Raw genomic sequence first — 23,314 nt, 5'->3', positions numbered from 1 at the left:
CGAAAAATGCTTCGAGACCACCCTTGGAGGAGGTCCGCACAACAAAGGAGACAAGCTATGGCAACAATCGCGGGAGCAACACCCAGGCCCATGACAGGTGAAGAGAAGAAGGTCATCTTCGCCTCGTCGCTAGGTACCGTGTTTGAGTGGTACGACTTTTATCTATACGGTTCTTTGGCGGCCATCATCGCCAAGCAATTCTTCGGTGGGCTGGACCCCACCTCTGGCTACATCTTTGCGCTGCTGGCGTTTGCCGCGGGCTTTCTGGTGCGGCCTTTCGGGGCGATTGTGTTCGGCCGTCTGGGCGACATGATCGGGCGCAAATACACCTTCCTGGTCACCATTTTGATCATGGGCTTGTCCACCTTCATTGTGGGGCTGCTGCCCAGCTATGCATCCATCGGCATTGCCGCTCCCATCGTGTTGGTAGCCTTGCGCATGCTGCAGGGCCTGGCGCTGGGCGGTGAGTACGGGGGAGCCGCCACCTACGTGGCCGAGCATGCACCGCACGGTAAACGCGGTGCCTATACCTCGTGGATCCAGACCACGGCGACCTTGGGTCTGTTTCTGTCGTTGATTGTGATCCTGGGCTGCCGGGAAGCCCTGGGCGCGGACTTTGATACCTGGGGCTGGCGCGTGCCCTTCCTGGTTTCCATTCTGCTGCTGGGTGTGTCGGTGTGGATCCGTTTGAGCATGAACGAATCACCCGCCTTCCAGAAGATGAAGTCCGAGGGTAAGACTTCCAAGGCGCCGTTGACCGAATCCTTTGGCCAGTGGAAGAACCTGAAGATCGTGATCCTGGCCCTGGTTGGCCTGACTGCTGGCCAGGCTGTGGTCTGGTACACCGGGCAGTTTTATGCACTGTTCTTCCTGACGACCATCGCCAAGGTGGACGCGACCACGGCCAACCTGTTCATCGCCGTGGCTCTGCTGATTGGCACGCCGTTCTTCATCTTCTTCGGTGCGTTGTCGGACAAAGTGGGCCGTAAACCCATCATCATGGGTGGCTGCCTGTTGGCTGCGGTGACGTATTTCTCGGTGTTCCCGGCCCTGCTGCAGTACGCCAACCCCGCGTTGGTGGCCGCACAGAAGTCGGTTCCGGTGGTGATTACAGCCGACCCGGCGCAGTGCTCCTTCCAGGGCAGTCCGATCGCGCGCGACATCGACTTCACCAGTTCCTGCGACATCGCCAAACGCACTTTGACGCAAAACTACATTCCCTATACGAATGTGAATGGCGCGCCAGGCAGCACGGCCAACATCAAGTTGGGTGACAAGGAAATCGCGTCAGTCACCGGTGCGTTGAACGAGAAGCGCGACGCCTTCTCGGCCGACAGCAAGAAGGAAATCGATACTTTCCGCAAGACCGTGGTGGATGCCGCCAAGGCCGCTGGGTTGACCGTCAAGGCCGACAACGCCGCGATGAACAAACCAATGATGCTGCTGATCCTGGTCTACCTGGTGATCCTGGTGACCATGGTGTATGGCCCGATCGCGGCCATGCTGGTGGAGATGTTCCCGACCCGCATCCGCTACACCTCGATGAGCCTGCCCTACCACATCGGCAATGGCTGGTTTGGCGGCCTGCTGCCGACCACGGCTTTCGCCATGGTGGCGGCCACCGGCGATATCTTCTATGGTCTGTGGTACCCCGTGGTGGTCGCAGCCGGCACCTTTGTGATCGGCATGCTGTTCGTCAAGGAAACCAAGGACGTGGATATTTACGCCAACGATTGAGACTGCGTAGCCAGCTCCGGCCGGTGCGGCTCTGTTGCTGCACCGGCCATGATTTTGAAGTAAAGGCGCTCGTAGCCGCTTTGCATTGGGGGCTTGCCTGACAGCGGTGCGTAGCCCAGGCCAAAGGCCGTATCGATATGTTTCCAGTCCTCTGCACGTAGCAGGCGGGCGGCAGCCGGGAAGATCACGCGCTCCTCATGCTGCATATGCGCCTGGTAATACGCGATGTACTCGTAGGCGGCTTCATTGAAAGCGGCACTGCGTGGCTCTCCCATTATTTCCCAGGCGATCAGGGTGTGCTGCAGTGAGCGCACCAGGGCGTCACCGCGAACGTGTTCTTTCTCCAGCTTTTCTACGTCCGGGAAGAGTTGCGGCGCCACGCGCAGCAGTTGCGGAAACAGAAAGTCCGACTCCTTGGGATGGTGCAGTTTTTCCGGGAGTTCGTCGATATAAAACAGCATGGCACGCAGCAGGTCGAAAAAGCGCTCGGGCTCGTCCTGCGGACCGCGGTCGAGCAGGCGCTTCATGGCACGCAGAACGCATGCTAGTTCCGCATGTTCGTTGCGTAGCATCTGCAGGCTGGGGGGCAGCCGGTATTCACCCATCTCTTGTGGCACGCGAGACTCCGTCTCAGGTGGCATCGGCGATGTGCATGACGATCCTGCCTTCGATATTGCCGCTGCGCATGCGGTCGAATACAGCGTTGATATTGTCTAGCTTGTCCTCTGAGTAAATGGTCCGGACCTTGCCGTCGCCGGCAAAGGCGAGTGCTTCCTGCAGGTCCATGCGGGTGCCGACGATGGAGCCGCGCACGGTCTTGGCGTTGAGCACCATGTCGAAAATAGGCAGGGCAAAATCTCCGGGAGGCAGGCCGACCAGGGACATGGTGCCGCGCTTGTGCAGCATGCCCAGACCCTGTGCGAAAGCGGAGCGGGACACGGCCGTGACCAGCACGCCGTGTGCGCCGCGCAGTGCGCGCTGCACCTCTTGTACCGGGTCCTGCTGTGCTGCATGGATCACCATGTCGGCGCCCAGACGCTCGGCAAGCTGTAGCTTGGCTGTATCGATGTCCACCGCAATCACATGGAAGCCCATGGCTTTGGCGTATTGCACCGCCAGATGCCCCAGCCCGCCTATGCCGGAGATGGCGACCCAGTCGCCGGGCTTGCAATCCAGTACCTTGAGACCCTTGTAAACGGTGACTCCTGCGCACAGCACCGGAGCGATTTCTGCGAACCCTACATTGGCTGGCAGATGGCCCACGTAGCCTGGGTCGGCCAATACGTATTCGGCATAGCCGCCGTTGACCGTATAGCCGGTCATTTGCTGGCTGTCGCAAAGGGTTTCCCAGCCGGTGATGCAGTGCTCGCAATGGCCGCAGGCGGTATGCAGCCACGGTACGCCCACGCGGTCGCCTTCCCGGATGTTCTTGACGCCCGCGCCCACGGCGGCGACAAAGCCCACGCCTTCGTGGCCGGGAATGAAGGGCAGGCTGGGTTTCACCGGCCAGTCACCCTCGGCGGCATGTAAATCGGTATGGCATACACCAGACGCGACGACCTTGACCAGCACCTGGCCGGCGGGCACCTCGGGAATGGCGACTTCTTCGATCTGCAGAGGCTGTCCAAAGGCATGGACTACGGCAGCTTTCATGGTGCGCATGGCGGGCTCCTGTTGCGGCAAGGGACGCCAGCCGGTGCTAGTCCGGTGGCATATGGCCCACTTTAGGCCGGTCAGGCGAGCAGCGCTTTGCGCTGGATCAAGGTTTAGACCATGAAAAGACCTTGAGCAGGCTCTCAGAGCTGCGATGCGGTCGTCTGGCCTACAACCACGCCGTGCAAAAAAGCCTGCAGTACGGGGTCTGCTTGCAACTGTTCCGCGAGCGTCACAGCTTGCGCCACGTCGCGCGCGGCGCCCAATCGGCTTTGCAGTTGCAGGGCTCGTGCGTGCCATTGCTGCGCCCGTTTAGCCGGCAGCACGCTGCGCAATGCTTCGATGCCATAGCGCAGTCGCTTGGCCAGAATGCGCAGACGGTGCTGGCCGTCCAGCGTGGATGGGGCTTGTTGGGCTTGTTCCAGTTTCTTGTGCAGGCGCTGCATGCGCTTGCGGGCCCAGCCGGACAGGGGTGGGGCAGGTTTTGCCATGGGCTCCACTGGATGGGAGGGGCTTTCCAACCACTCCACCATGGCTAGCAGGCAGGCGCCCGTGCGCGGGTCTTCCAGCAGTTTTCGTGCGGCTTGGCGCTGCACATGTGCGGCTTGTTCCAGGTCCGACATCAGTTTGAGCCAGCCGGGTGTGCGCCGTGCGTGGCCCTGGGTGTATGTGGTGTGCAATGCCGGCAAGCTGCTGGTGCGGGCCACGTCCAGATCGCGCAGTCGCCCCAGGGTGGCCACCAGGGGCTGCAATGCTGCCCATGAGGGTACGGCTTCGGTTGGGAACTGTTTTTTGCACAGCCGCCAGAAGCTGTTGAAGCGGCGCCAAGCGATCCGCGCCTGATGGACCAGCTCTGGATCATCGCTGCGGCGCAGCGCGTCCAGGTTGGCCATCCACTGGCCCAGCATTTCGCGTAGCAGTTGGCGAGCGGCTTCGCCAACGGGCTGGTTTTTTGACAGTGCCAGGGGCTTGGCACGTAGCGGGGCGTCGTGCGCGTTCTGGGCGAGCTGGTAGCCGCGTGCGGCTTTGCTGGTTTGTGACGGCAATACCGCTACCGTATGGGCAATTTTCCTTGCCAGGTCGAACAGCGCTTGTGGCGGGCCGGCAAGCAGCTCCAGCTCCAGTTCGCAAATGGGAGCTTGCTGGTCCCTGACTATGGTTTTGCCACGGTCCAGGGCTACTTCGACCACGCTGCCGTCGCGCTGGCGTACGGTCCACAGCGTGCGCTCGAAGGTCGTGGCGAAGCAGGGCTGCAGCGCAGCGAAAAGGCTGTCGTCCGGGTCCAGCTCGGGCCAGGGCGTGTTGTTCAGTGCGGCGCGTACCAGGTTTTCATCTGGCACGGGCGTTTCCCATTCGCCGCGCTGGCTCAGGGCGGAGGCGCTGTTGCCGGCAGTTTTCAGCGTTTGCAGCCATTGTGGCGTGCCGCTTCCATCTACTTTGCGAATACGCAGGGCAATGCGCTGTTGGCGCAGGCGCTGGTCGGGTGTGTCGTAGTAGACGTTGTGCAGCTGCAGTATCTGGGGTTTGCGTCGTGCCAGAGGTGGAGTGCGGGCCAGGCGCTGCGCCAGGTTTTCCGGGTCGGCGCAGGGCAGAGCGAGTTTGAGTTCGATTTCCATGGGATGCTGTGGCGGCTGTGCGGGAGCTGTATTTTGCGGCCACAGCACTCCCGCCGTGCGCGGCGCCGGTCAGCTAAATGATTGCGCCAGTGAATCCAGCAGAACCTTGGGCGAGTGGTCGTGGCGCGTGACGGGCGGCACAGCGCGTTGCACTTTCAGCAGTTGGTACACCGCCATCTGTGCCGCGCGCACCGAATACTCCACGGTAAACACCACGTCGTCGGGAATTTCGACAAACTGGCTCACAAAAGCCAGATTGTGCGAGCAAAGTGGCACGGGTAAGGGGCGGTCGGACTTGGCACGAGGCATAAACATGCTGGTGATGTAGGGCATGCGGCAAGGCACGCAGTTGGCACCGGTTAAAACCTCTGGGTCGAAGTTCAGATGGCCGCGCAACTCTTGCAGTATCTCTGCACCGCTGCACTCGCTCATGGGTTTGGCGACAAAGTCGCCGATGCGGTCGGGCTGCAGTGCGTAGCCCCAGAATACCTGCTGGTCCGCTGGCTGGTCGCGAAAGTGCGGCTGGTGGTAGAGCACGATAGACATCTGCCAACGCGAGTCCTTGAAGGTCACCAGCCCTCCCGTACCCGCGGCGTTGCCTGAAAACGCCTCCATGCGGTCAAAGAAGGCGGGTTGTGTGCAGGTCACTGTAAACGAGGCCCAGTAGGATTCGCTGATACTGCTGTTGAAAGCCGCCGGGTTGCCAAACTCGGGCCGGCCGCGCGCAATTTTTTCCCACAATGTCCAGCCATGGCTATCCGCCTTGGTGAGCCGCGGCGCTGGTGCATCCATTGAGCCAGTGCTGGAGGCATCGGTCATCGATGCATTCTGGAAAAACACCAGATCATCGGACCCGGCGGCCAGCTGCTGCACGCCTTGGGCATTGCGCAGTGTCATGCCTTGCACGTGGACCTTGCCCGCTGCATCGTGCAGGTCGAAGTCGGTGACGGTCGTGCCATGCTCGAAGCGCACACCTTGTTTGCGCAGCCAGGTCACCAGCGGCTGCACGATGGAGTCGTTCTGGTTGTAGACGGTGCGCTTTACGCCGGCCAGCGATGCGATGCGCGGGAACTCGTTCATAAAGCGGTGCAGATAGCGCTTGAGTTCAACGGCGCTATGCCAGGGTTGGAAGGCGAACGTGGTTTGCCACATCCACCAGAAATTGGTTTGAAAGAAGGACGGCGAAAGCCAATCGGTGATGCGGCTTGTGCCGAGGGTCTCCTCGGAGGTTTCGGCCAGTCTCAGCAGCTCAATGCGGTCTGCGTTGCTGAAGCCCATGGAAGACACATCTTGTTTGAAGCGGTTGTGGTCTACCAAACGCGCCCGCGAGTGGGCAGGGTGCGCCTGATTGAAGCGCACGGTTTCGCTGTAGATCGATTCGCCCGGGTGATCGAGTGACGGTATCGTCTTTAATAAATACCACAGGCATTCATAGTGGTCGGTCGTGAGCATGCGGCCGCCGCGCAGCGAGTAGCCCGACTCGGGGCGGAGGGCCGCATCCAGGCTGCCGCCTAGCAGCGGGGTGCTCTCGAAGATGGTGATGCGGGAGCCGGGGACTTTCGCATCTCGGACCATGAACGCGGCCCCGGCGAGAGAGCCAATACCGCCGCCGACAAAATATGCTTGCATACGCATGCTTCCTCTTTTGACAAGGAGTCATGCTAGCCAGGCTGGGCGCCAGATCCATTGAGAAAGGTCAAGCAATACGATTGCCAATCATCTGCGTATTGGCAACTGAGGGTAAGCCGCTGTTTCTACTGGCTGGCCAGGTCGAATATTCTCGCCAAGGGCACCCATTTTTCGCCCGCTGGCGTCCAGGGTGTGGGGGCCTGGTAGGTCCACATCAGCTCTTCCCAGCGCACGATGGCTGGGTTGGTCAGAGATGCCTGCGCCATGCGCTCTGCGTTGTAGACCGCTGGGTCCACCTCCATCACCATGAAGAGGCGGGTGCCCAGGCGGTAAATCTCCATGCCCAGCACGCCCTGGGTGCGCAAGTGTGCGTGGACTTCTGGCCAGATTTTTACGTGGGCACGTTCGTACTCGGCAATGCGCTCGGCATCGTCCACCAGGTCCAGTGCCAGGGCGTAGCGCATGCTTACAGCTTGTGCGTCAGCAATGCGTACTGGCGGTCGGGCTCGGAGGAGACGACCTGGAACTGTGCAACGGTTCCCACTAGATCGCTGGCCTGGTTTTGCAGGCTACTGGCCGCCGCCGCCATCTGCTCTACCAGGGCCGCGTTTTGCTGCGTGACCTGGTCCATCTCGCGGATGGCTTCGCCGATTTGCGACACACCCTGGCTTTGCTGCGCGCTGGAGGCGCTGATTTCGGCCATGATGCCCGTGACTCTTTGGATAGCTGTCAAAACCTGCTCCATGGTGGCGCCGGCCTTGTCTGCCTGCTGGCTGCCTACTGCCACGCGCTCTACGCTAGAGCCGATCAGGCTTTTAATTTCCTTGGCGGCCTGGGCGGAGCGCCCGGCCAGCGAGCGCACTTCGGATGCCACCACGGCAAAGCCCCGGCCTTGCTCGCCGGCCCGCGCGGCTTCCACTGCCGCGTTCAGCGCCAGGATATTGGTCTGAAAGGCGATGCCATCGATCACGCCAATGATGTCCTCGATCTTGCGTGAGGCCGTGTTGATGCCGCGCATGGTCTCTACCACTTGGCCTACCACGGCACCGCCTTCCGAGGCGACAGTGGAGGCTTGCTGTGCCAGGCGATTGGCTTCGCGTGCGCCTTCGGCGTTTTGCTTGACGATGGAGTCCAGCTCTTCCATGGACGCCGAGGTTTCTTCGAGGGCGCTGGCTTGCCGCTCGGTGCGGGTACTCAGGTCCTGGTTGCCTTTGGCTATTTCTGTACTGGCCATAGCGACCGATTCCGCTCCATTGCGCACGCTGACCACCACCTGCGTCAGGCTGGCCTGCATACCGTCCATGGCCGCCATCAGGCTGCGGGTATCTGTCGCCTGGACGGGGATGGCCTGGGTCAGGTCCCCGGCACCAATACGCACCGCCACTGAAGTGGCTTCCTTGGGTTCACCGCCCAGTTGTGACGACAGCAGGCGGACGATGCCAACTGATAGCACCAGGGCAATGACGATACTGGCCACGCACACCGACAAGGATTGGATCAGGGCGGCCTGGTAGGCGTCACTGGAGCTTTTGAATGCGGTTGCGTTTTCCTGCTGCTGGTGCAGCATGCCCGCGTCCAGCGATTGCTGCCAGGCGTCTATCGCATTCCCTACGAGATCAAGTGTCTTGATGGCTTCGGAGTCCTTGTGTTCCTGCACGCTGGCATACAGGCTGGCAAGCAGTGGCGCCGACTTCTGAAAGGCCGCGTCCACCGTCTTCCAGGAGGCATCAATGTCCGCGCCCTGGCTGGAAGCATTCAGTCGCTGACGGATGGCTTGGTAGTGGTCCAGCTCGTTCTTGTAGGCTTTGATTTCCTCGGCAATCTCGGCGTCGCTGTTGAGCAAGATGATTTTGCGCACCGACAGGCTGATTTTTGCCACCGATTTGTAGAGGTCATATGCGATGGCAATCTGCACATTGTTGTGCTTTTCCATGGTCTCCAGATTCGCCTGCATTCTGCGCATCATCGTTGCATTCAATGCGCTGGAGAGCAGGTACACCAGCAGCATCAGGCCAAATCCGGCGAACAGGATGTGGGAGATTTTCGCATTCGACACTTTCATGGCACAGGCTCCTTTGACCGCAGGTATCAGGACAGGGCTCTGTCCAGATGTGTGTAGCCGCCATCCACGAAAATCCATTGTCCGGTGGTGTGGGATGAGGCGTCGGACAGCAGGAAGACGGTCATGCGCGCAAGTTCCTCGGATGTGGTCATGCGGTGGCCCAACGGAATCTTGGCCGTGATGGACGCCAGCTTTTCGGCCGCATTGTCAAAGCTGCTGATCCAGCGCTCGTATAGCGGCGTCATTACCTCGGCCGGAATGACCGCATTCACCCGCACGCCGTCGTTTAGCAAAGCGGCCGCCCATTCGCGCGTCAGCGATAGCTGCGCACCTTTCGACGCACAGTAGCCGCTGGTATTGCCCTGGCCGGTAATGGCAGTTTTGGACGACACGTTCACGATGGCGCCTTTGGATGCCTTTAGGTGCGGCACACAGTAGTGGGCCATCACGTAGTAATGGATCAGGTTGCGTTCCAGCGAGCCCACAAAGGCGTCTCGCCCGGCGTCCAGTCCGATGTTGTCGTTGATGCCTGCGTTGTTCACCAGTCCATCTAGTTGACCAAAGCGCTCCAGGGTTTGCGCGACCGCGTTCTTGCAGGCTGCGTCGTCGGATAGCTCTACCTGGAAGAATGCATGCGTGTGGCCCTGCAGCTGCGCTGCAAAGTCGGCCGGCATGGGGCTTTTGCCGAAGATCACCGGAATGGAGCCTTCCTGTGCCAGCGTGAGTGATATGGCTGCGCCTATGCCGCTGGCGCCACCGGTCACGATGACTACCTTGTTTTTCAGATGCAAATCCATATGCGTTCTTTATCCAGTTGTCGTTGGGCCGCTGCCGTGGCCCTTGCTTGTGGGCTTTGGCTGCGGCAGGCATTGCGCTGCATCAGGCCGTGGTGCGGGCCTTGGGCTTGAATTGGTACTCTTGTAACGAGGCCGCCTTCATCTCGATGGAGAAACCTGGCGCCTGGGGTGGCATATAGGCTGCGTTCTGGATCACGCAGGGCTCCAGGAAGTGCTCGTGCAGATGGTCTACATACTCGATGACACGTCCTTCGCGGGTGCCTGCGATACACAGGTAGTCGATCATGGACAGGTGCTGCACGTATTCACACAGGCCCACGCCGCCGGCATGCGGACACACCGGCAAGTTGTACTTGGCCGCCATCAGCATCACGGCCAGGATTTCGTTCACGCCACCCAGGCGGCAGGAGTCGATCTGTACCACGTCGATGGCGCCGCGCATGATGAGCTGCTTGAAGATGACGCGGTTCTGGCACATCTCGCCGGTGGCGACCTTGACCGGGTGCACGCCTTCGCGGATCACGCGGTGGCCTTCGATGTCATCGGGGCTGGTCGGCTCTTCAATGAACCAGGGTTTGGCAAATGCCAGTTCGCGTACCCATTCCACGGCCTGATTGACTTCCCAGACCTGGTTGGCGTCAATCATCAGGTGGCGGTCTGGTCCCAGCGCTTCGCGGGCAATACGCAGGCGGCGGATATCGTCAGCCTTGTCGCGGCCGACTTTCAGCTTGATGTGGTTGAAGCCCGCGTCGGTGGCCTCTTTGCACAGGCGACGCAGCTTGTCATCGTCATAGCCCAACCAGCCGGCCGAGGTGGTGTAGCAGGGGTAGCCTTCGCGCTCCAGCGTGGCCCAGCGTTCTTCCTTTCCGACGGCTTTTTTCTTCAACAGCGCCAGCGCTTCTTCGGGTGTGATGCAGTCGGTGATGTAGCGGAAGTCGATCAGTTTGACCAACTCCTCGGGACTCATGCGCGAAACCAGTTTCCATACCGGCACGCCTTCTTGCTTGGCCCACAGGTCCCAGACCGCGTTGACCACGGCACCGGTGGCCAGGTGGATGGCGCCCTTGTCCGGGCCAATCCAGCGCAGCTGGCTGTCGGAGGTGATGTAGCGCCAGAAGCGCCCCATGTCCTCGGCGACCCAGTCCATGTCCAGGCCCACCACCAGATGCCGCATGGCCTCGATGGCGGCGCAGCAGATTTCGTTACCTCGGCCAATGGTGAAGGTCAGGCCGTGGCCTTCCAGGCCAGGTTGGTCGGTTTCCAGAATAACGTAGGCCGCGGAATAGTCCGGGTCCGGATTCATGGCATCCGAGCCATCCAGGTGTTGCGAGGTGGGGAAGCGCACGTCCAGGACGCGCAGATTGGTGACTTTGCTCATGTCAGGCTTGTACGGTGACTTGTGTTTGGGTGCCCAGGCCATCAATGCCCAGGTGGATGGATTGCCCAGCGCGTAGATACACGGGAGGCTTCTGCCCCATGCCTACGCCGGGTGGGGTGCCCGTGGAAATCACGTCGCCGGGCTGCAGACTCATGAAGCGGCTCAGGTAGGCAATCAAAAACTGTACGCCGTAGACCATGGTCGATGTGCTGCCGTTCTGGTAGCGCTTGCCGTCCACTTCCAGCCACATCTTCAGGGCCTGTGGGTCAGGTACTTCATCTGCTGTGACCAACCAGGGGCCGATGGGGCCGAAGGTGTCGCAACCTTTGCCTTTGTCCCAGGTGCCGCTGCGGTCCAGCTGGTATTCGCGCTCGGACACGTCGTTGACCACGCAATAGCCGGCCACGTGCGACAGGGCATCCGCTGCGCTGATGTAGCGACCGCCTTGGCCTATGACGACGCCCAGCTCGACTTCCCAATCTGTCTTGACCGAGCCGCGCGGAATCTCCACCTGGTCATTCGGTCCGACGATGGCACTGGTCCATTTGTTGAATACCACGGGTTCCGGTGGTACTTGCATGCCGCTTTCGGCAGCATGGTCCGAGTAGTTCAGGCCAATGCATATGAACTTGCCTACGCTGCCCACGCAGGGGCCCAGGCGCAGGTCTTTTTGGGGCATACCCGCTACCAAGGGCAGGCTGTCCAGGTTCACGCCACGTAGACGCGCCAGGCTTTCGGGCAGCAAGGCTGCACCTGCGACATCGGCGATCACGTCCGACAGATCGCGCACACGGCCTTGGCTGTCCAATACGCCAGGCTTTTCCTGGCCTGGCAATCCGTAGCGTAAAAGTTTCACTGTGCTTCCTTTGCAGTCAAAAAAATGGGCAAGGGATGCCCCCGCATCCGCTTGCCCACAGACGAATCAATCGTAAAGAACGGCCGCGATCTTGGCGTCTTTCATATTGCTCTTGTCGTAGTAGTAGAAGCCGGTGTCGATGATCTTCGGCAGCTTCTCGCCCTTGAGCGCCTTCACGGCTGCTTCCACCGTCTTGTAGCCAATACCCACCGGGTTTTGCGTGATGGCGCCAGCGATGGTGCCGTCGTTGATCATGTCTTTCTGGGCCTTGCCTGAGTCAAAGCCGATGATGATCACGCCGGTTTTCTTGGCTTCTTTCAGACCCTTGCCGGCACCAATGGCCGAGCCTTCGTTGGTGCCGAAGATGCCCTTCAGCTGGGGATGGGCTTGCAGCAAGGTCTTGGCGATTTCAGCCGACTTGAGGTGGTCGCCACCGCCGTACTGGATGTCCACTACTTTGATCTTGGGGTATTTGGCCTTGATCTGGTCCACAAAACCGTCGCGTCGGCCGGTGCCGGTGGTGCTGGTCTGGTCGTGGCCAATCACGGCGACTTCGCCTTCGCCGCCAATTTTTTCGGCCATCTTGTCGGCCGCCAGTGCCGCAGCGGCTTTGCTGTCGGTCTGTGCCGTGGTCAGCGCGATGTCGCTGTCGACTCCCGAGTCAAATGCGATCACCGGAATCTTGGCAGCCTGGGCCTTTTTCAGCAATGGAATGGCGGCCTTGCTGTCCAGTGCGGCAAAACCAATGGCTGCTGGCTTCTTGGCCAGTGCGGCAGACAGCATGTCGATTTGCTTGTCCACCTGTTGCTCTGTTTCCGGGCCTTCGAAGGTGACCTTCACCTTGTAATCCTTGCCGGCCTGGTCTGCGCCCTGTTTGACTGCTTGCCAGAACTGGTGCTGGAAGCCCTTGGAGATCAGGGGGATGTAGATTTCCTGGGCCGATGCGAAGCTGCTGAAGCCAGCCAATGCCAAGCCAGCGGTCAATGCGAGCAGTTTTCTCTTTGCGTTCATGGTTTGTCTCCTGATGGAACGGTGTGGTTGTAAAAATGAATGAAGCGAAACGAAACGGTGTCCAGTACAAGCCGGGCGTAAGGTCGGTGGTGGGTGTCGGGCAATCTCCTTATTTCTTGTTGCGCCGCAGGTTATCGGTGTAGACGGCCAAAATGATGATCAGTCCAGTCAGCACCATCTGCCATTCCTGGGCGACCGACATGATGCGCAAGCCATTGATGAGCACGCTCATGATGAAGGCGCCGATGATGGTGCCCAGAATCGTGCCCACACCACCGCTGAGCGAGGTGCCGCCAATTACAACGGCAGCAATTGCATCCAGTTCATAGCCTTGGCCCAGCGCGGGTTGCGCCGAGTTGAGGCGGGATGCAATCAGCAGGCCGGCAATGCCGCAGATACCGCCACTGAATGTGTAGATGATGACCTTCCAGCGGTCCACATTCACGCCGGATAAACGTACGGCTTCTTCGTTGCTGCCCAGGGCAAAGGTGTAGCGGCCCAGGGCGGTCTTGTTCAGTATCACGGCGCACACGATTGCCACCAGAAACATGATCAACACGCCATTCGGAATCGGCAGGCTGGGGATCAGGTCGCCGATCAGCGAGCCCAGCGCGATCTGGTCAAAACCCTCCACATCATTGAAGTAGATGGGGCGGGTGTGGGTGATGATCAGCGACACGCCTTTGAGCAGCATCATCATGCCCAGCGTGGCAATAAAAGGAGGCACTTTGAGCTTGGTGATGGCCAGACCTGAAATACAGCCTGATAAGGCGCCCATGGCCAGAGCGCACAGAATGCCCAGCGGTAGGGGCATGCCCAGGTTGACCAGAAATATGCCGGCCATCACGGCGCAAAAGGTCATCAGCACGCCGACCGACAGGTCGATGCCCGAGGTAATGATGATGAACGTGCTGGCGATGGCCAGCACCCCAATGACCGTGGTGGACTGCAGAATCCCGATGATGTTGTCCTGCGTCATGAAGGCATCGGGTTTGAGGGCCGTGAAGATGGCCAGCAGTGCAATCAGGCTGGCAAACGCCAGCAGCTTTTGTTTGGCTTGTCCGCCCGTGAGGCGTGCCACCCAGGATGCAGAGGAAGTGGGTTCAGACATGGATGGACCTGGTTTTTATGAATCGGTGGTGGGTCAGTGCAATACGGCTTGGGCGCTGGCATCCGTCTCGCGTCTTGTGGCCAGTGCCATCAGGCTTTCCTGGGTGGCCTCGTCACCGCGTACTTCGCCTGTAATGCGGCCCTCGCACATCACCAGCACACGGTGGCTCAGTAGCAGCACCTCGGGTAGCTCGCTGGAGATCACCACAATCGCGCGGCCCTGGGCTGCCAGCTCGTTGAGCAGCTTGTAAATTTCGCTTTTGGCGCCTACATCGATGCCACGCGTGGGTTCGTCAAAAATCAGTATTTCGCAGTCTTGTACCAGCCATTTGGCAATCACCACCTTCTGTTGGTTGCCGCCCGATAGCAGCTTGGCGGTTTGTGTGATGGACGGGGTTTTGATGCGCAGCTTCTCGACCATCTGCTGTGAAATGCTACGGATGGCCGACTGGTTGAGAAACACGCCCCATTTCAGCCAGCGGCGCAGGCTGGGCAGGGTGATGTTGGCGGCTACGTCCATGCCGGTGGCCAAGCCAAAGTGCTTGCGGTCTTCGGACAAATAGCCAATGCCGGCCTGTACCCCGTCTTCCGGTGAGTTCAGTCGTATGACCTGGCCGCGTACCCGCACCTCGCCCGAATCGATGGGGTCTGCGCCAAACACCGCGCGGGCGACCTCGGTGCGCCCGGCGCCCATGAGGCCGGCGAAGCCGACGATTTCTCCGCGGCGCACGTTGAAGCTCACATCGCGTATTACCCGGCCACGGTTCAGGCCGCGTACATCCAGCAGCACCTCGTTGGCGCTGGTATCGGGGATGCTTTTTTCGGCTTGCTCAAGGTTGCGGCCGACCATCATGGCGATCACCTGCGACATGGGGGTGGCCGCGGGCACGGTGTTGATATATGTGCCGTCGCGCATCACGGTGATGCGGTCGGCGATGCGCTGGATCTCGTCCATCTTGTGCGAGATATAGACAATGCCCACGCCCTCGCTTTTGAGCTGGCGGATGATGCGGAACAGCTCGTCAATCTCCGCATTGTTCAGTGCGGCGGTGGGCTCGTCCATGATCAGCACGCGCGATTTATGGGATAGCGCCTTGGCAATCTCCACCATTTGCTGCTTGGCCACCGTCAGCTCGCCAATCGGTGTGGTCGGTGCCAGCGCCAGGTTCATACGGCTGAACAGCGCTTGCGTATCCTGGTTGAGCTTGTTCTCGTCCAGGAAGAGTCCGGCCGCCTTGCGCGGTTCGCGCCCCAGGTAGATGTTTTGTGCGGCGGTCAGGTGGCCCATCAGGTGCAGTTCCTGGTGGATGATGCCAATCGCCAGAGATTGCGCGTGTGCCGGGCTCTGTATGTCTACCGGCTTGCCGTCCAGCAGCATTTCACCGCTGTCCTTGCTGTAAACGCCGGCCAGAATTTTCATCAGCGTGGATTTGCCCGCGCCGTTTTCTCCCATCAGGGCATGCACTTCACCCGCCAGCAGGTCGAAGCGCACATTGTCCAGTGCCTTGACCCCAGGGAAGGATTTGCTGAGATTGTTGACGGAAACCAGAGGTGTCACGGTATGCCTTGCTGCGTGGCCGAGGGTGTAGACACCCGATTTAAATGGTTACGCCGCCATCTACCAGCAGGGTTTGCCCTGTGACGAAGCGCGATTCATCGCTGGCCAGGTAGACCACCGTGGGCGTGATGTCGTCCACGCTGGCCAAGCGCCCCATGGGCTGGCGGGCTATAAAGTCTTTTTCGGCCTGTACCGGGTCGGCTGCGCTGGCGATCCGACCGCGCAGCGACGGCGTGTCCACCGTGCCGGGGCAGAGTGCATTGGCGCGCAAACCGGCTTTCACATAGTCGGCTGCCAGTGATTTGGTGAGGCCGATCACTGCCGCCTTGGTGGTGCCATAGGCGCAGCGGTTGGCAAAGCCCTTGATGCTGGACGCCATGGAGGCCATGTTGATGATGGACACGCTGCCCTGTGTGGCTTCGGCCTTGGCCAGCATGGCTGGCAGAAATGCGCGGGTCATGCGGAACATGCTTTTCACATTCAGGTCAAAGCTCAGGTCCCAGTCGGCCTCGGTACATTCCAGCATGCTGCCATTGGCCACCATGCCGGCGCAGTTGAACAGGGCGTCTAGCGCGGGTGTGCGGGCGGCCAGCGCGGTCACGGCGGCATCGCTGCGTACGTCCAGCAACTCTACCTGGATGCTGCTGTGTTCGGCTGCCAGGCTGTCCAGCAGGGCCTGGTTGATGTCCGTGGCAATCACGCGGGCGCCCTCGGCCGCACACGCCAGAGCACTGGCACGCCCTATGCCTTGCGCTGCTGCGGTAATCAGCACGGTTTTGCCTTGCAGTCTGCCTTGACCCATTTTTCGCTCCGTTTTATTTAATTCAAATATGAACAAACAATTCATATATGAAGAATAATGATAGGCATGTTACGCCTCGGCAGCCCTGGTAGTTTCCCTAGGGCTTGTGGCGTCTGCTATAAAAACCGTCAGCCCATGTAAAGATCACCCCATGTCCGCCACAGCAAGCAAACCCCGCGGCCGCCGTCCCAAAGTCGAAGAAGTCCCAGATGCAGGCCCGGGCGCCGACGAGCGCTACCGCGCGCCCGCACTGGACAAGGGCCTGGATATTCTGGAGTTGCTGGCTACCCAGCCGCATGGTCTCACGCGCGCTGAAATCGTGAAAGAAATGGACCGCAGTGCCAGTGAGATTTACCGCATGCTGGAGCGGCTGGTCGTGCGCCAGTACGTGATGCGCACGCCCTCGGGCGACCGCTACGCCTTGAGCCTGAAACTGTTTGCCCTGGCGAACATGCACCCGCCGCTAAGCCGTCTGATCAACCAGGCCTTGCCCATCATGGACGACTTCACCCGCCGTGCCGAGCAGTCTTGCCACATGGGGGTGTACGACCGGGGCAATGTGCTCATCAGCGCGCAAATCAACAGTCCCAGCGGCTGGAGCTTTGCAGTGCAGCGCGGCGCACGCGTGGGCCTGCTGGACACGGCTTCCGGCCATTTGCTGCTGGCCTACGCGGACGAGGGGCGTTTCAATGCCATGCTGGCCGAGCACACTCCGTTGGATGGAGAGGTGCCCATCTCTGCGGACAACCTGGCGCAGACCTTGGCTGCCATCCGCGAACGGGGCTATCTGGAGCGCGAAAGTGCCCAGTCCTTCGGCGTGGTGGATATTTCTTTCCCTATCCTGGGGCCTGACTACACCGCGCTGGCCACGCTGACATGTCCGTACATCCGCCGTATCGACCGCCACGTAGGTCCTGGTCTGGATGATGTGCGCGAATATTTGCGCGAGGCCGCCCAGGCCTTGTCGTTCACCCAGGGCATGGTGCGTTAGTGGGTTTTTTAAGGCAATAACCCCCTGGTCTCGCTGCGTGTCGGGCGCTCCCTACAATGGTCCGCCTTACCCATCCGAGCACCCACTTATGACCCAGGGAACCATCCGCATTCGCGGTGCGCGCCAGCACAATCTGAAGAACATCGACCTGGACATCCGCACCGGTGAACTCACGGTGGTCACGGGCCCCAGCGGGTCAGGCAAGTCCAGCCTGGTGTTCGATACCTTGTTCGCCGAGGGGCAGCGCCGCTATGTAGAGACCTTCTCGGCCTACGCGCGCCAGTTCCTGGACCGCATGGACAAGCCGGCGGTGGACAAGGTCGAGGGCGTGCCCCCGGCCATCGCCATCGACCAGACCAACCCGGTGCGCTCCAGCCGCTCCACCGTCGGCACGATGACCGAGCTGAACGACCATCTGAAGCTGTTGTTCGCCCGTGCCGGCAACCTGTTTGACCGCGTGACCGCGCAGCCGGTGCGGCACGACACGCCAGAGAGCATCTACGCCGAACTGTGTGAACGCGCGGCGGCGGCACAAGACCCTCGGTTGGTACTCACTTTCCCGGTGGAGCTGCCGGGCAATACAACGGCCGAAGAAGTCGCCCAATGGCTGTCGGCCAGCGGTTTCACCCGCGTGCAGGCCGAGCGTGAAGTGGCGGTGGAGGCGCCTGCCACGCCCGCCAAACCCAGCAAGAAGGCCGTGGCCCCGGCCACCCGCAAGGTGCTGGACGTGGTGGCCGACCGTTTTCGCATTGCTGGCGCCGAGAAGTCCCGTGCGCTGGAAGCGATTGAGGTGGCCATCAAGCGCGGCGGCGGCCGCCTGAATGTGTATGTGCTGCCGCCCGAGGAGGGCGCTGAACCCCAGCTGTGGAAGTTCTCTACCGGCCTGCACTGCGCCGAAAGCGATGTGCGCTACACCGACCCGATCCCGTCGATGTTCTCCTTCAACTCGCCGGTGGGCGCCTGCGAGACCTGCAAGGGTTTTGGCCGCGTGATCGGCGTGGATTACGGCCTGGTGATCCCGAACGACAAGCTGACCCTGCGCTCCGGCGCCATCAAGCCCATGCAGACCCCCGCCTGGCAGGAATGCCAGGACGACCTGATGCGCCACGCCGAGGCGGCCGGCATCCCGCGCGACACGCCGTACTACAAGCTCACACCCGAGCACCAGCACTGGGTGATCAACGGGTCACCCAACTGGAACGGCAAGTGGAACCAGCACTGGTTCGGCGTGAAGCGCTTCTTTGAATACCTGGAAACCAAGTCCTACAAGATGCACATCCGGGTGCTGCTGTCCAAATACCGCAGCTACACCACCTGCTCTGCCTGCGCGGGCGCCCGGCTGAAGACCGAGAGCCTGCTGTGGCGCCTGGGCAGTGTGGAGGATGCGAATGCGGTGTTAGACCCCGCCAAGCGCCATCTGCCCCAGGGCGTGTCCTGGAGCCGCGCCCAGCTGGAGGCCTTGCCCGGCCTGTGCCTGCACGACCTGATGCTGCTACCCATAGACCGGCTGCGCCGCTTCTTTGATCTGCAGGCCGAGCGCATCCTGGGCATGCATACCGAGCGCAGCAGCCAAAGTGGTGACGAGCAGGCGCTGAAGCTGTTGCTCGATGAAATCACCACCCGTCTCAAATACCTGTGCGACGTGGGCATCGGCTACCTGACGCTGGACCGGCAAAGCCGCACCCTCAGCGGCGGCGAGGTACAGCGCATCAACCTGACCACGGCGCTGGGCACCTCGCTGGTGAACACCTTGTTCGTGCTGGACGAGCCCAGCATCGGCCTGCATCCGCGCGACATGCACCGCATCATCGAAGCCATGCAGCGCCTGCGCGATGCCGGCAACACCCTGGTGGTGGTCGAGCACGACCCGGCGGTGATGCTGGCCGCCGACCGCATGATCGACATGGGCCCGGGCCCCGGCGCGCGCGGTGGGCAAATCGTCTTCGATGGTTCGACAGACGACCTGCGCCACGCCAACACCTTGACCGGTGCCTACCTGGGCGGCCGCAAGACCATAGGCATGGGCTTCAAGAAGCTGGTGACCGACGCCACGCCGCGCCTGGTGCTGGAAGGCGCGCGGCAAAACAATTTACAGAACGTGTCGGTTGAATTCCCGCTGCAGCGCCTGGTGTGCATCACCGGCGTCAGCGGCTCGGGCAAGTCCACGCTGATCCAGGACGTGCTGGCCCCGGCTTTGATGCGCCACTTTGGCAAGGCCACCGAAACCCCGGGCCTGCACGACCGGCTGCTGGGTGCCGACTACCTCAGCGAAGTGGTGTTTGTGGACCAGTCACCCATCGGCAAGACTGCGCGCTCCAACCCCGCCAGCTATGTGGGCGCCTGGGATGCCATCCGCGAGATTTTTGCCAACGCCGCGCTGTCGCGCCAGCGCGGCTACACGGCCAGCAAGTTCAGCTTCAACAGCGGCGACGGGCGTTGCCCCACCTGCGGCGGCTCGGGCTTTGAACATGTGGAAATGCAGTTCCTCAGCGACGTGTACCTGCGCTGCCCGGACTGCGATGGCAAGCGCTATCGGCCGGAGATTCTGGAGGTGACGATAGAGCGCCGTGCCGTGGCCGATGCCCGCCTGGTCCAGCTGAACGTGGCCGATGTGCTGGACCTGACGGTGGCCGAGGCTGCTATTATTTTTGAAGGTGACCGCGACGTCATACGTGCGCTGCAGCCGATTGTGGATGTAGGCCTGGAATACGTGAAGCTGGGCCAGCCGGTGCCTACATTGAGCGGCGGCGAAGCCCAGCGCCTGAAGCTGGCCGGCTTTTTGGCCGAGGCGGCGAAAAGCAATGGCCGGCAGCCGGTGGCCAAGAAGGGCACGCTGTTCCTGTTCGACGAGCCGACCACCGGCCTGCACTTTGACGACATCGCCAAGCTGATGCGCGCGCTGCGCAAGCTGCTGGACGCCGGGCATTCCATGGTGGTGATCGAGCACAACCTGGACGTGATCCGCGCCAGCGACTGGCTGATCGATATGGGTCCCGAGGGCGGCTATGGCGGCGGCCTGGTGGTCGCCCAGGGCATGCCCGAGGAGGTGCGCCTGCACGCCACCTCCCACACCGGTGCCGCGCTGCGCGAGTACGAGTCGACGCTGGGCACCGGCGCCCAGGTGGTGAAAGAAAAGACGCCGGCCTGGCTGGCGAAGCAGGCGGCGCGCGTAGTGCCGCCGAATGCGATCCAGATCGTCAACGCCAAGGAGCACAACCTGAAGTCGCTGAGCGTGGACATTCCGCGCGGCCAGTTCAATGTGGTCACCGGCGTCAGCGGCTCCGGCAAGTCCACGCTGGCCTTCGACATCTTGTTCAACGAGGGCCAGCGCCGCTACCTGGAGTCGCTGAACGCCTATGCGCGCAGCATCGTGCAACCCGCGGGCCGGCCCGAGGTGGATGCGGTCTACGGCATTCCGCCCACCGTGGCCATCGAGCAGCGCCTGAGCCGTGGCGGCCGCAAGTCCACCGTGGGCACGACCACCGAGGTCTGGCACTTCCTGCGCCTGCTCTACGTGAAGCTGGGCATACAGCATTGCGTGAAAGACGGTGCGGCGGTACAGCCGCAAACGCCGGACAGCATCGCCGCCCAGCTGCTGAAAACCTTTCGCGGCCAGCACATAGGCCTGCTGGCGCCGCTGGTCATCAACCGCAAGGGCGTCTACACCGAGCTGGCCGACTGGGCGCGGCCGCGCGGCTACAGCCACCTGCGGGTGGACGGCGACTTCTTGCCGACCACCGGCTTCCCGCGCATCGACCGCTTCAAGGAGCACACGGTAGAGCTGCCGGTGCTGAGCCTGGATGTCGGCCCCGGCAACGAGGCGCGGCTGCGCGAAGGCCTGGCCACGGCGCTGGAGCATGGCAAGGGCGTGGTCCATGTGCTGGTCGGCATCGACGGCCTGAAGGAGGCCATGGCCGACGGCCTGCCAACCGCCCATATCGGCAAGGTGATGGTGTTCTCCAGCAAGCGCGCCTGCCCGGTGTGCAGCACCAGCTATGCCGAGCTGGACCCGCGCTTGTTCAGTTACAACAGCAAGCACGGCTGGTGCCCCGACTGCGTGGGCACGGGCGTGAAGCTGACCAAGGACCAGCGCGCCGTGTTCGACGACTCGGTACGTGCCGACGACCAGGGCGGCCGCGAGCAGACCTTTGCCGAGCCCGAAGTCGAAGACCTGCACGACGTGGCCTGCCCGACCTGCCAGGGCACGCGTCTGAACGCCACGGCCCGGGCCGTGCGCTTTGCCAACGTCGGCATCACCGACCTGGCGCGCCTCAGCGTGACCGACATCCGCCAGTGGGTGCAGGCGCTGCAGGTTGCCGGTGAAATGAGCCAGCGCGAAACCGACATCGCCCGCGACCTGGTGCCCGAGATCCAGAGCCGCCTGGAGTTTCTGGAAGAAGTCGGCCTGGGCTATCTGACGCTGGACCGTGGCGCCCCCACGCTCAGCGGCGGCGAGGCCCAGCGCATCCGGCTGGCGGCCCAGCTGGGCAGCAATCTGCAAGGCGTGTGCTACATCCTGGACGAGCCGACCATCGGCCTGCATGCGCGCGACAACCACATCCTGCTGAACGCGCTGCATAGCCTGAGCAGCAAGGGCAACACCCTGGTGGTGGTGGAACACGACGAAGACACCATCCGCCGTGCCGACCACATCATCGACATTGGCCCCAGCGCCGGCAAGCGCGGTGGCCGGCTGGTGGCGCAGGGCAAGGTGGCCGATATTTCCGATGCCAGCGAATCCGTGACCGGCCGCTACCTGCTGCACGCCATGCGCCATCCCTTGAAGGCGCGGCGTGCAGTGGAGGCGTTCGACCCGGCCGCCGTGGCGGCACCGGTGGCCGATCTGCCCTACGAAGCACCCACGGCCAAGACCAAGGCCGCAGCTAAGAAGAAGGCTGCAGCAGACACCGCCCTTGATGCCGTGGCCATCGCCGAGCCGCTGCAGTGGCTGACCGTCAGCGGCGCCACCATGCACAACCTGCAGAACGTCAGCCTGCAGATTCCGCTCAAGCGCCTGGTGGCGGTCACAGGCGTTAGCGGCTCGGGCAAGTCGACGCTGGCGCGCGACGTGCTGTTGGCCAATGTGCAGACCGCCGTGGTCCAGCGCAGTACCAAGGCCGGGCGTGACAGCTGGGCCGCCGGCCAGCGCCCGGCCTGGCTGGGCTGTGCGGATGTGGCCGGCTTTGCCGCCATCGACCGCGTGCTGGAAGTGGACCAGACGCCCATCGGCAAAACCCCGCGCAGTTGCCCGGCCACCTACATCGGTTTCTGGGACACCATCCGCAAGCTGTTCGCCGATACGCTGGAGGCGCGGGCTCGCGGCTACGGCCCGGCGCGCTTCTCGTTCAACACCGGCGACGGCCGCTGCCCCAGCTGCGAAGGCCAGGGCCTGCGCACCATTGCCATGAGCTTCATGCCCGATGTGAAGGTGAAGTGCGAAACCTGCCTGGGCGCACGTTTCAACCCCGAGACCCTGGCCGTCACCTGGCGCGGCAAGAGCATCGGCGATGTGCTGCAGATGGAGGTCGATGAAGCCGTCGATTTCTTCGCCGTGATGCCCGTCATCGCCTACCCGCTGCAGCTGCTGAAGGACGTGGGCCTGGGCTACCTGACCATAGGCCAGCCGTCGCCCACGCTCAGCGGCGGCGAGGCCCAGCGTATCAAGCTGGTGACCGAGCTGGCCAAGGTACGCGACGACATCACCCGCCGCGGCCAGAAGGCTCCGCACACCCTGTACGTGCTGGACGAACCCACCGTGGGCCTGCACATGGCCGACGTGGAAAAGCTGATACGCGTGCTGCACCGCCTGGTCGATGGCGGCCACAGCGTGGTGGTCATCGAGCACGACCTGGACGTGATCGCCGAGTCCGACTGGATCATCGACCTGGGCCCGGACGGCGGCAACGCCGGCGGCCGCATCGTGGCGGCCGCGCCGCCGGAGCAGGTGGTGGCGCTGGGCACGGCGACGGGCGTGGCGCTGAAGCCGGTGCTGGCGCGTTAGTTGGTTGCTATGCTAAATGTAGCTTTTGGCGCTTATGGATTAGGCGCTGGGAGCCTTTTTGTAGTGATGGTTTGACTTGGCGTGGGGGGCAAAAACCGGGATAACGTCTGCAT

Annotated in this window: 16 protein-coding genes; 3 read left to right on the top strand and 13 right to left on the bottom strand. The window is 62.0% G+C overall.

The window, feature by feature from the left end; all coding sequences use genetic code 11:
* Nucleotides 1-57: 57 nt before the first annotated feature.
* Nucleotides 58-1,737 carry an MFS transporter gene (locus AC07VY_RS20055; protein WP_495099016.1) on the top strand — a complete coding sequence of 560 codons (1,680 nt, stop codon included), beginning with the start codon at nt 58-60 and terminating at the stop codon, nt 1,735-1,737.
* Here the strand turns inward: AC07VY_RS20055 and AC07VY_RS20050 are convergent.
* The 13 genes from AC07VY_RS20050 to AC07VY_RS19990 form a co-directional block, all read right to left on the bottom strand.
* Nucleotides 1,722-2,354 carry a hemerythrin domain-containing protein gene (locus AC07VY_RS20050; RefSeq protein ID WP_495099017.1) on the bottom strand — a complete coding sequence of 211 codons (633 nt, stop codon included), beginning with the start codon at nt 2,352-2,354 and terminating at the stop codon, nt 1,722-1,724. The genes AC07VY_RS20055 and AC07VY_RS20050 overlap by 16 nt on opposite strands.
* Before the next feature lie 13 nt (nt 2,355-2,367).
* Nucleotides 2,368-3,399, bottom strand: coding sequence for a zinc-dependent alcohol dehydrogenase (locus tag AC07VY_RS20045; protein WP_495099018.1), 1,032 nt, complete (start codon nt 3,397-3,399; stop codon nt 2,368-2,370).
* A gap of 134 nt (nt 3,400-3,533) precedes the next feature.
* The gene (locus tag AC07VY_RS20040) at nt 3,534-5,006 is read right to left on the bottom strand and encodes a CYTH and CHAD domain-containing protein (protein WP_495099019.1); all 1,473 of its coding nucleotides are present in this window, start codon (nt 5,004-5,006) and stop codon (nt 3,534-3,536) included.
* A 69-nt stretch (nt 5,007-5,075) separates the two neighbouring features.
* Entirely contained in the window at nt 5,076-6,635 is a 1,560-nt protein-coding gene (locus tag AC07VY_RS20035) for an oleate hydratase (RefSeq protein WP_495099020.1), read from the bottom strand.
* Between the two features lie 125 nt (nt 6,636-6,760).
* A complete protein-coding gene (locus tag AC07VY_RS20030) occupies nt 6,761-7,099 on the bottom strand; it encodes an L-rhamnose mutarotase (RefSeq protein WP_495099021.1) in 339 nt (112 codons plus the stop codon).
* A 2-nt stretch (nt 7,100-7,101) separates the two neighbouring features.
* Complete coding sequence (locus AC07VY_RS20025; RefSeq protein WP_495099022.1) at nt 7,102-8,697, bottom strand: methyl-accepting chemotaxis protein; 1,596 nt, start codon at nt 8,695-8,697, stop codon at nt 7,102-7,104.
* 26 nt (nt 8,698-8,723) lie between these two features.
* Nucleotides 8,724-9,494 carry an SDR family oxidoreductase gene (locus AC07VY_RS20020; RefSeq protein ID WP_495099023.1) on the bottom strand — a complete coding sequence of 257 codons (771 nt, stop codon included), beginning with the start codon at nt 9,492-9,494 and terminating at the stop codon, nt 8,724-8,726.
* Between the two features lie 82 nt (nt 9,495-9,576).
* Entirely contained in the window at nt 9,577-10,872 is a 1,296-nt protein-coding gene (locus tag AC07VY_RS20015; protein ID WP_495099024.1) for an L-fuconate dehydratase, read from the bottom strand.
* 1 nt (nt 10,873) lies between these two features.
* Nucleotides 10,874-11,728, bottom strand: coding sequence for a fumarylacetoacetate hydrolase family protein (locus AC07VY_RS20010; RefSeq protein WP_495099025.1), 855 nt, complete (start codon nt 11,726-11,728; stop codon nt 10,874-10,876).
* Between the two features lie 66 nt (nt 11,729-11,794).
* Nucleotides 11,795-12,739, bottom strand: a complete 945-nt coding sequence (locus tag AC07VY_RS20005) for an ABC transporter substrate-binding protein (RefSeq protein WP_495074011.1) — start codon at nt 12,737-12,739, stop codon at nt 11,795-11,797.
* A gap of 109 nt (nt 12,740-12,848) precedes the next feature.
* The gene (locus AC07VY_RS20000) at nt 12,849-13,850 is read right to left on the bottom strand and encodes an ABC transporter permease (RefSeq protein WP_495099026.1); all 1,002 of its coding nucleotides are present in this window, start codon (nt 13,848-13,850) and stop codon (nt 12,849-12,851) included.
* Between the two features lie 33 nt (nt 13,851-13,883).
* On the bottom strand, nt 13,884-15,407 hold the full coding sequence (locus AC07VY_RS19995) for a sugar ABC transporter ATP-binding protein (protein ID WP_495099027.1): 1,524 nt from the start codon (nt 15,405-15,407) through the stop codon (nt 13,884-13,886).
* A 40-nt stretch (nt 15,408-15,447) separates the two neighbouring features.
* A complete protein-coding gene (locus tag AC07VY_RS19990; protein ID WP_495099028.1) occupies nt 15,448-16,209 on the bottom strand; it encodes an SDR family oxidoreductase in 762 nt (253 codons plus the stop codon).
* Nucleotides 16,210-16,360: 151 nt separating this feature from the next.
* On the opposite strand from AC07VY_RS19990, the gene AC07VY_RS19985 reads away from it, so the two are divergent.
* Together AC07VY_RS19985 and uvrA are read left to right on the top strand one after the other, a co-directional pair.
* Complete coding sequence (locus AC07VY_RS19985) at nt 16,361-17,200, top strand: IclR family transcriptional regulator (RefSeq protein WP_495099029.1); 840 nt, start codon at nt 16,361-16,363, stop codon at nt 17,198-17,200.
* Between the two features lie 88 nt (nt 17,201-17,288).
* Nucleotides 17,289-23,201, top strand: a complete 5,913-nt coding sequence (gene uvrA / locus AC07VY_RS19980; RefSeq protein WP_495099030.1) for an excinuclease ABC subunit UvrA — start codon at nt 17,289-17,291, stop codon at nt 23,199-23,201.
* Nucleotides 23,202-23,314: the final 113 nt, after the last annotated feature.

The organism is Rhodoferax sp. GW821-FHT02C08, from assembly GCF_059421805.1.
This window is presented reverse-complemented; position numbering and strand designations above follow the sequence as displayed.

Excerpts from the sequence above, each read along its gene's own strand:
- AC07VY_RS20055 (WP_495099016.1), top strand. The coding sequence starts at position 58 with ATGGCAACAATCGCGGGAGCAACACCCAGGCCCATGACAGGTGAAGAG.
- AC07VY_RS20045 (WP_495099018.1), bottom strand. The coding sequence starts at position 3,399 with ATGCGCACCATGAAAGCTGCCGTAGTCCATGCCTTTGGACAGCCTCTG.
- AC07VY_RS20040 (WP_495099019.1), bottom strand. The coding sequence starts at position 5,006 with ATGGAAATCGAACTCAAACTCGCTCTGCCCTGCGCCGACCCGGAAAAC.
- AC07VY_RS20035 (WP_495099020.1), bottom strand. The coding sequence starts at position 6,635 with ATGCAAGCATATTTTGTCGGCGGCGGTATTGGCTCTCTCGCCGGGGCC.
- AC07VY_RS20030 (WP_495099021.1), bottom strand. The coding sequence starts at position 7,099 with ATGCGCTACGCCCTGGCACTGGACCTGGTGGACGATGCCGAGCGCATT.
- AC07VY_RS20025 (WP_495099022.1), bottom strand. The coding sequence starts at position 8,697 with ATGAAAGTGTCGAATGCGAAAATCTCCCACATCCTGTTCGCCGGATTT.
- AC07VY_RS20020 (WP_495099023.1), bottom strand. The coding sequence starts at position 9,494 with ATGGATTTGCATCTGAAAAACAAGGTAGTCATCGTGACCGGTGGCGCC.
- AC07VY_RS20015 (WP_495099024.1), bottom strand. The coding sequence starts at position 10,872 with ATGAGCAAAGTCACCAATCTGCGCGTCCTGGACGTGCGCTTCCCCACC.
- AC07VY_RS20005 (WP_495074011.1), bottom strand. The coding sequence starts at position 12,739 with ATGAACGCAAAGAGAAAACTGCTCGCATTGACCGCTGGCTTGGCATTG.
- AC07VY_RS20000 (WP_495099026.1), bottom strand. The coding sequence starts at position 13,850 with ATGTCTGAACCCACTTCCTCTGCATCCTGGGTGGCACGCCTCACGGGC.
- AC07VY_RS19990 (WP_495099028.1), bottom strand. The coding sequence starts at position 16,209 with ATGGGTCAAGGCAGACTGCAAGGCAAAACCGTGCTGATTACCGCAGCA.
- AC07VY_RS19985 (WP_495099029.1), top strand. The coding sequence starts at position 16,361 with ATGTCCGCCACAGCAAGCAAACCCCGCGGCCGCCGTCCCAAAGTCGAA.
- uvrA (WP_495099030.1), top strand. The coding sequence starts at position 17,289 with ATGACCCAGGGAACCATCCGCATTCGCGGTGCGCGCCAGCACAATCTG.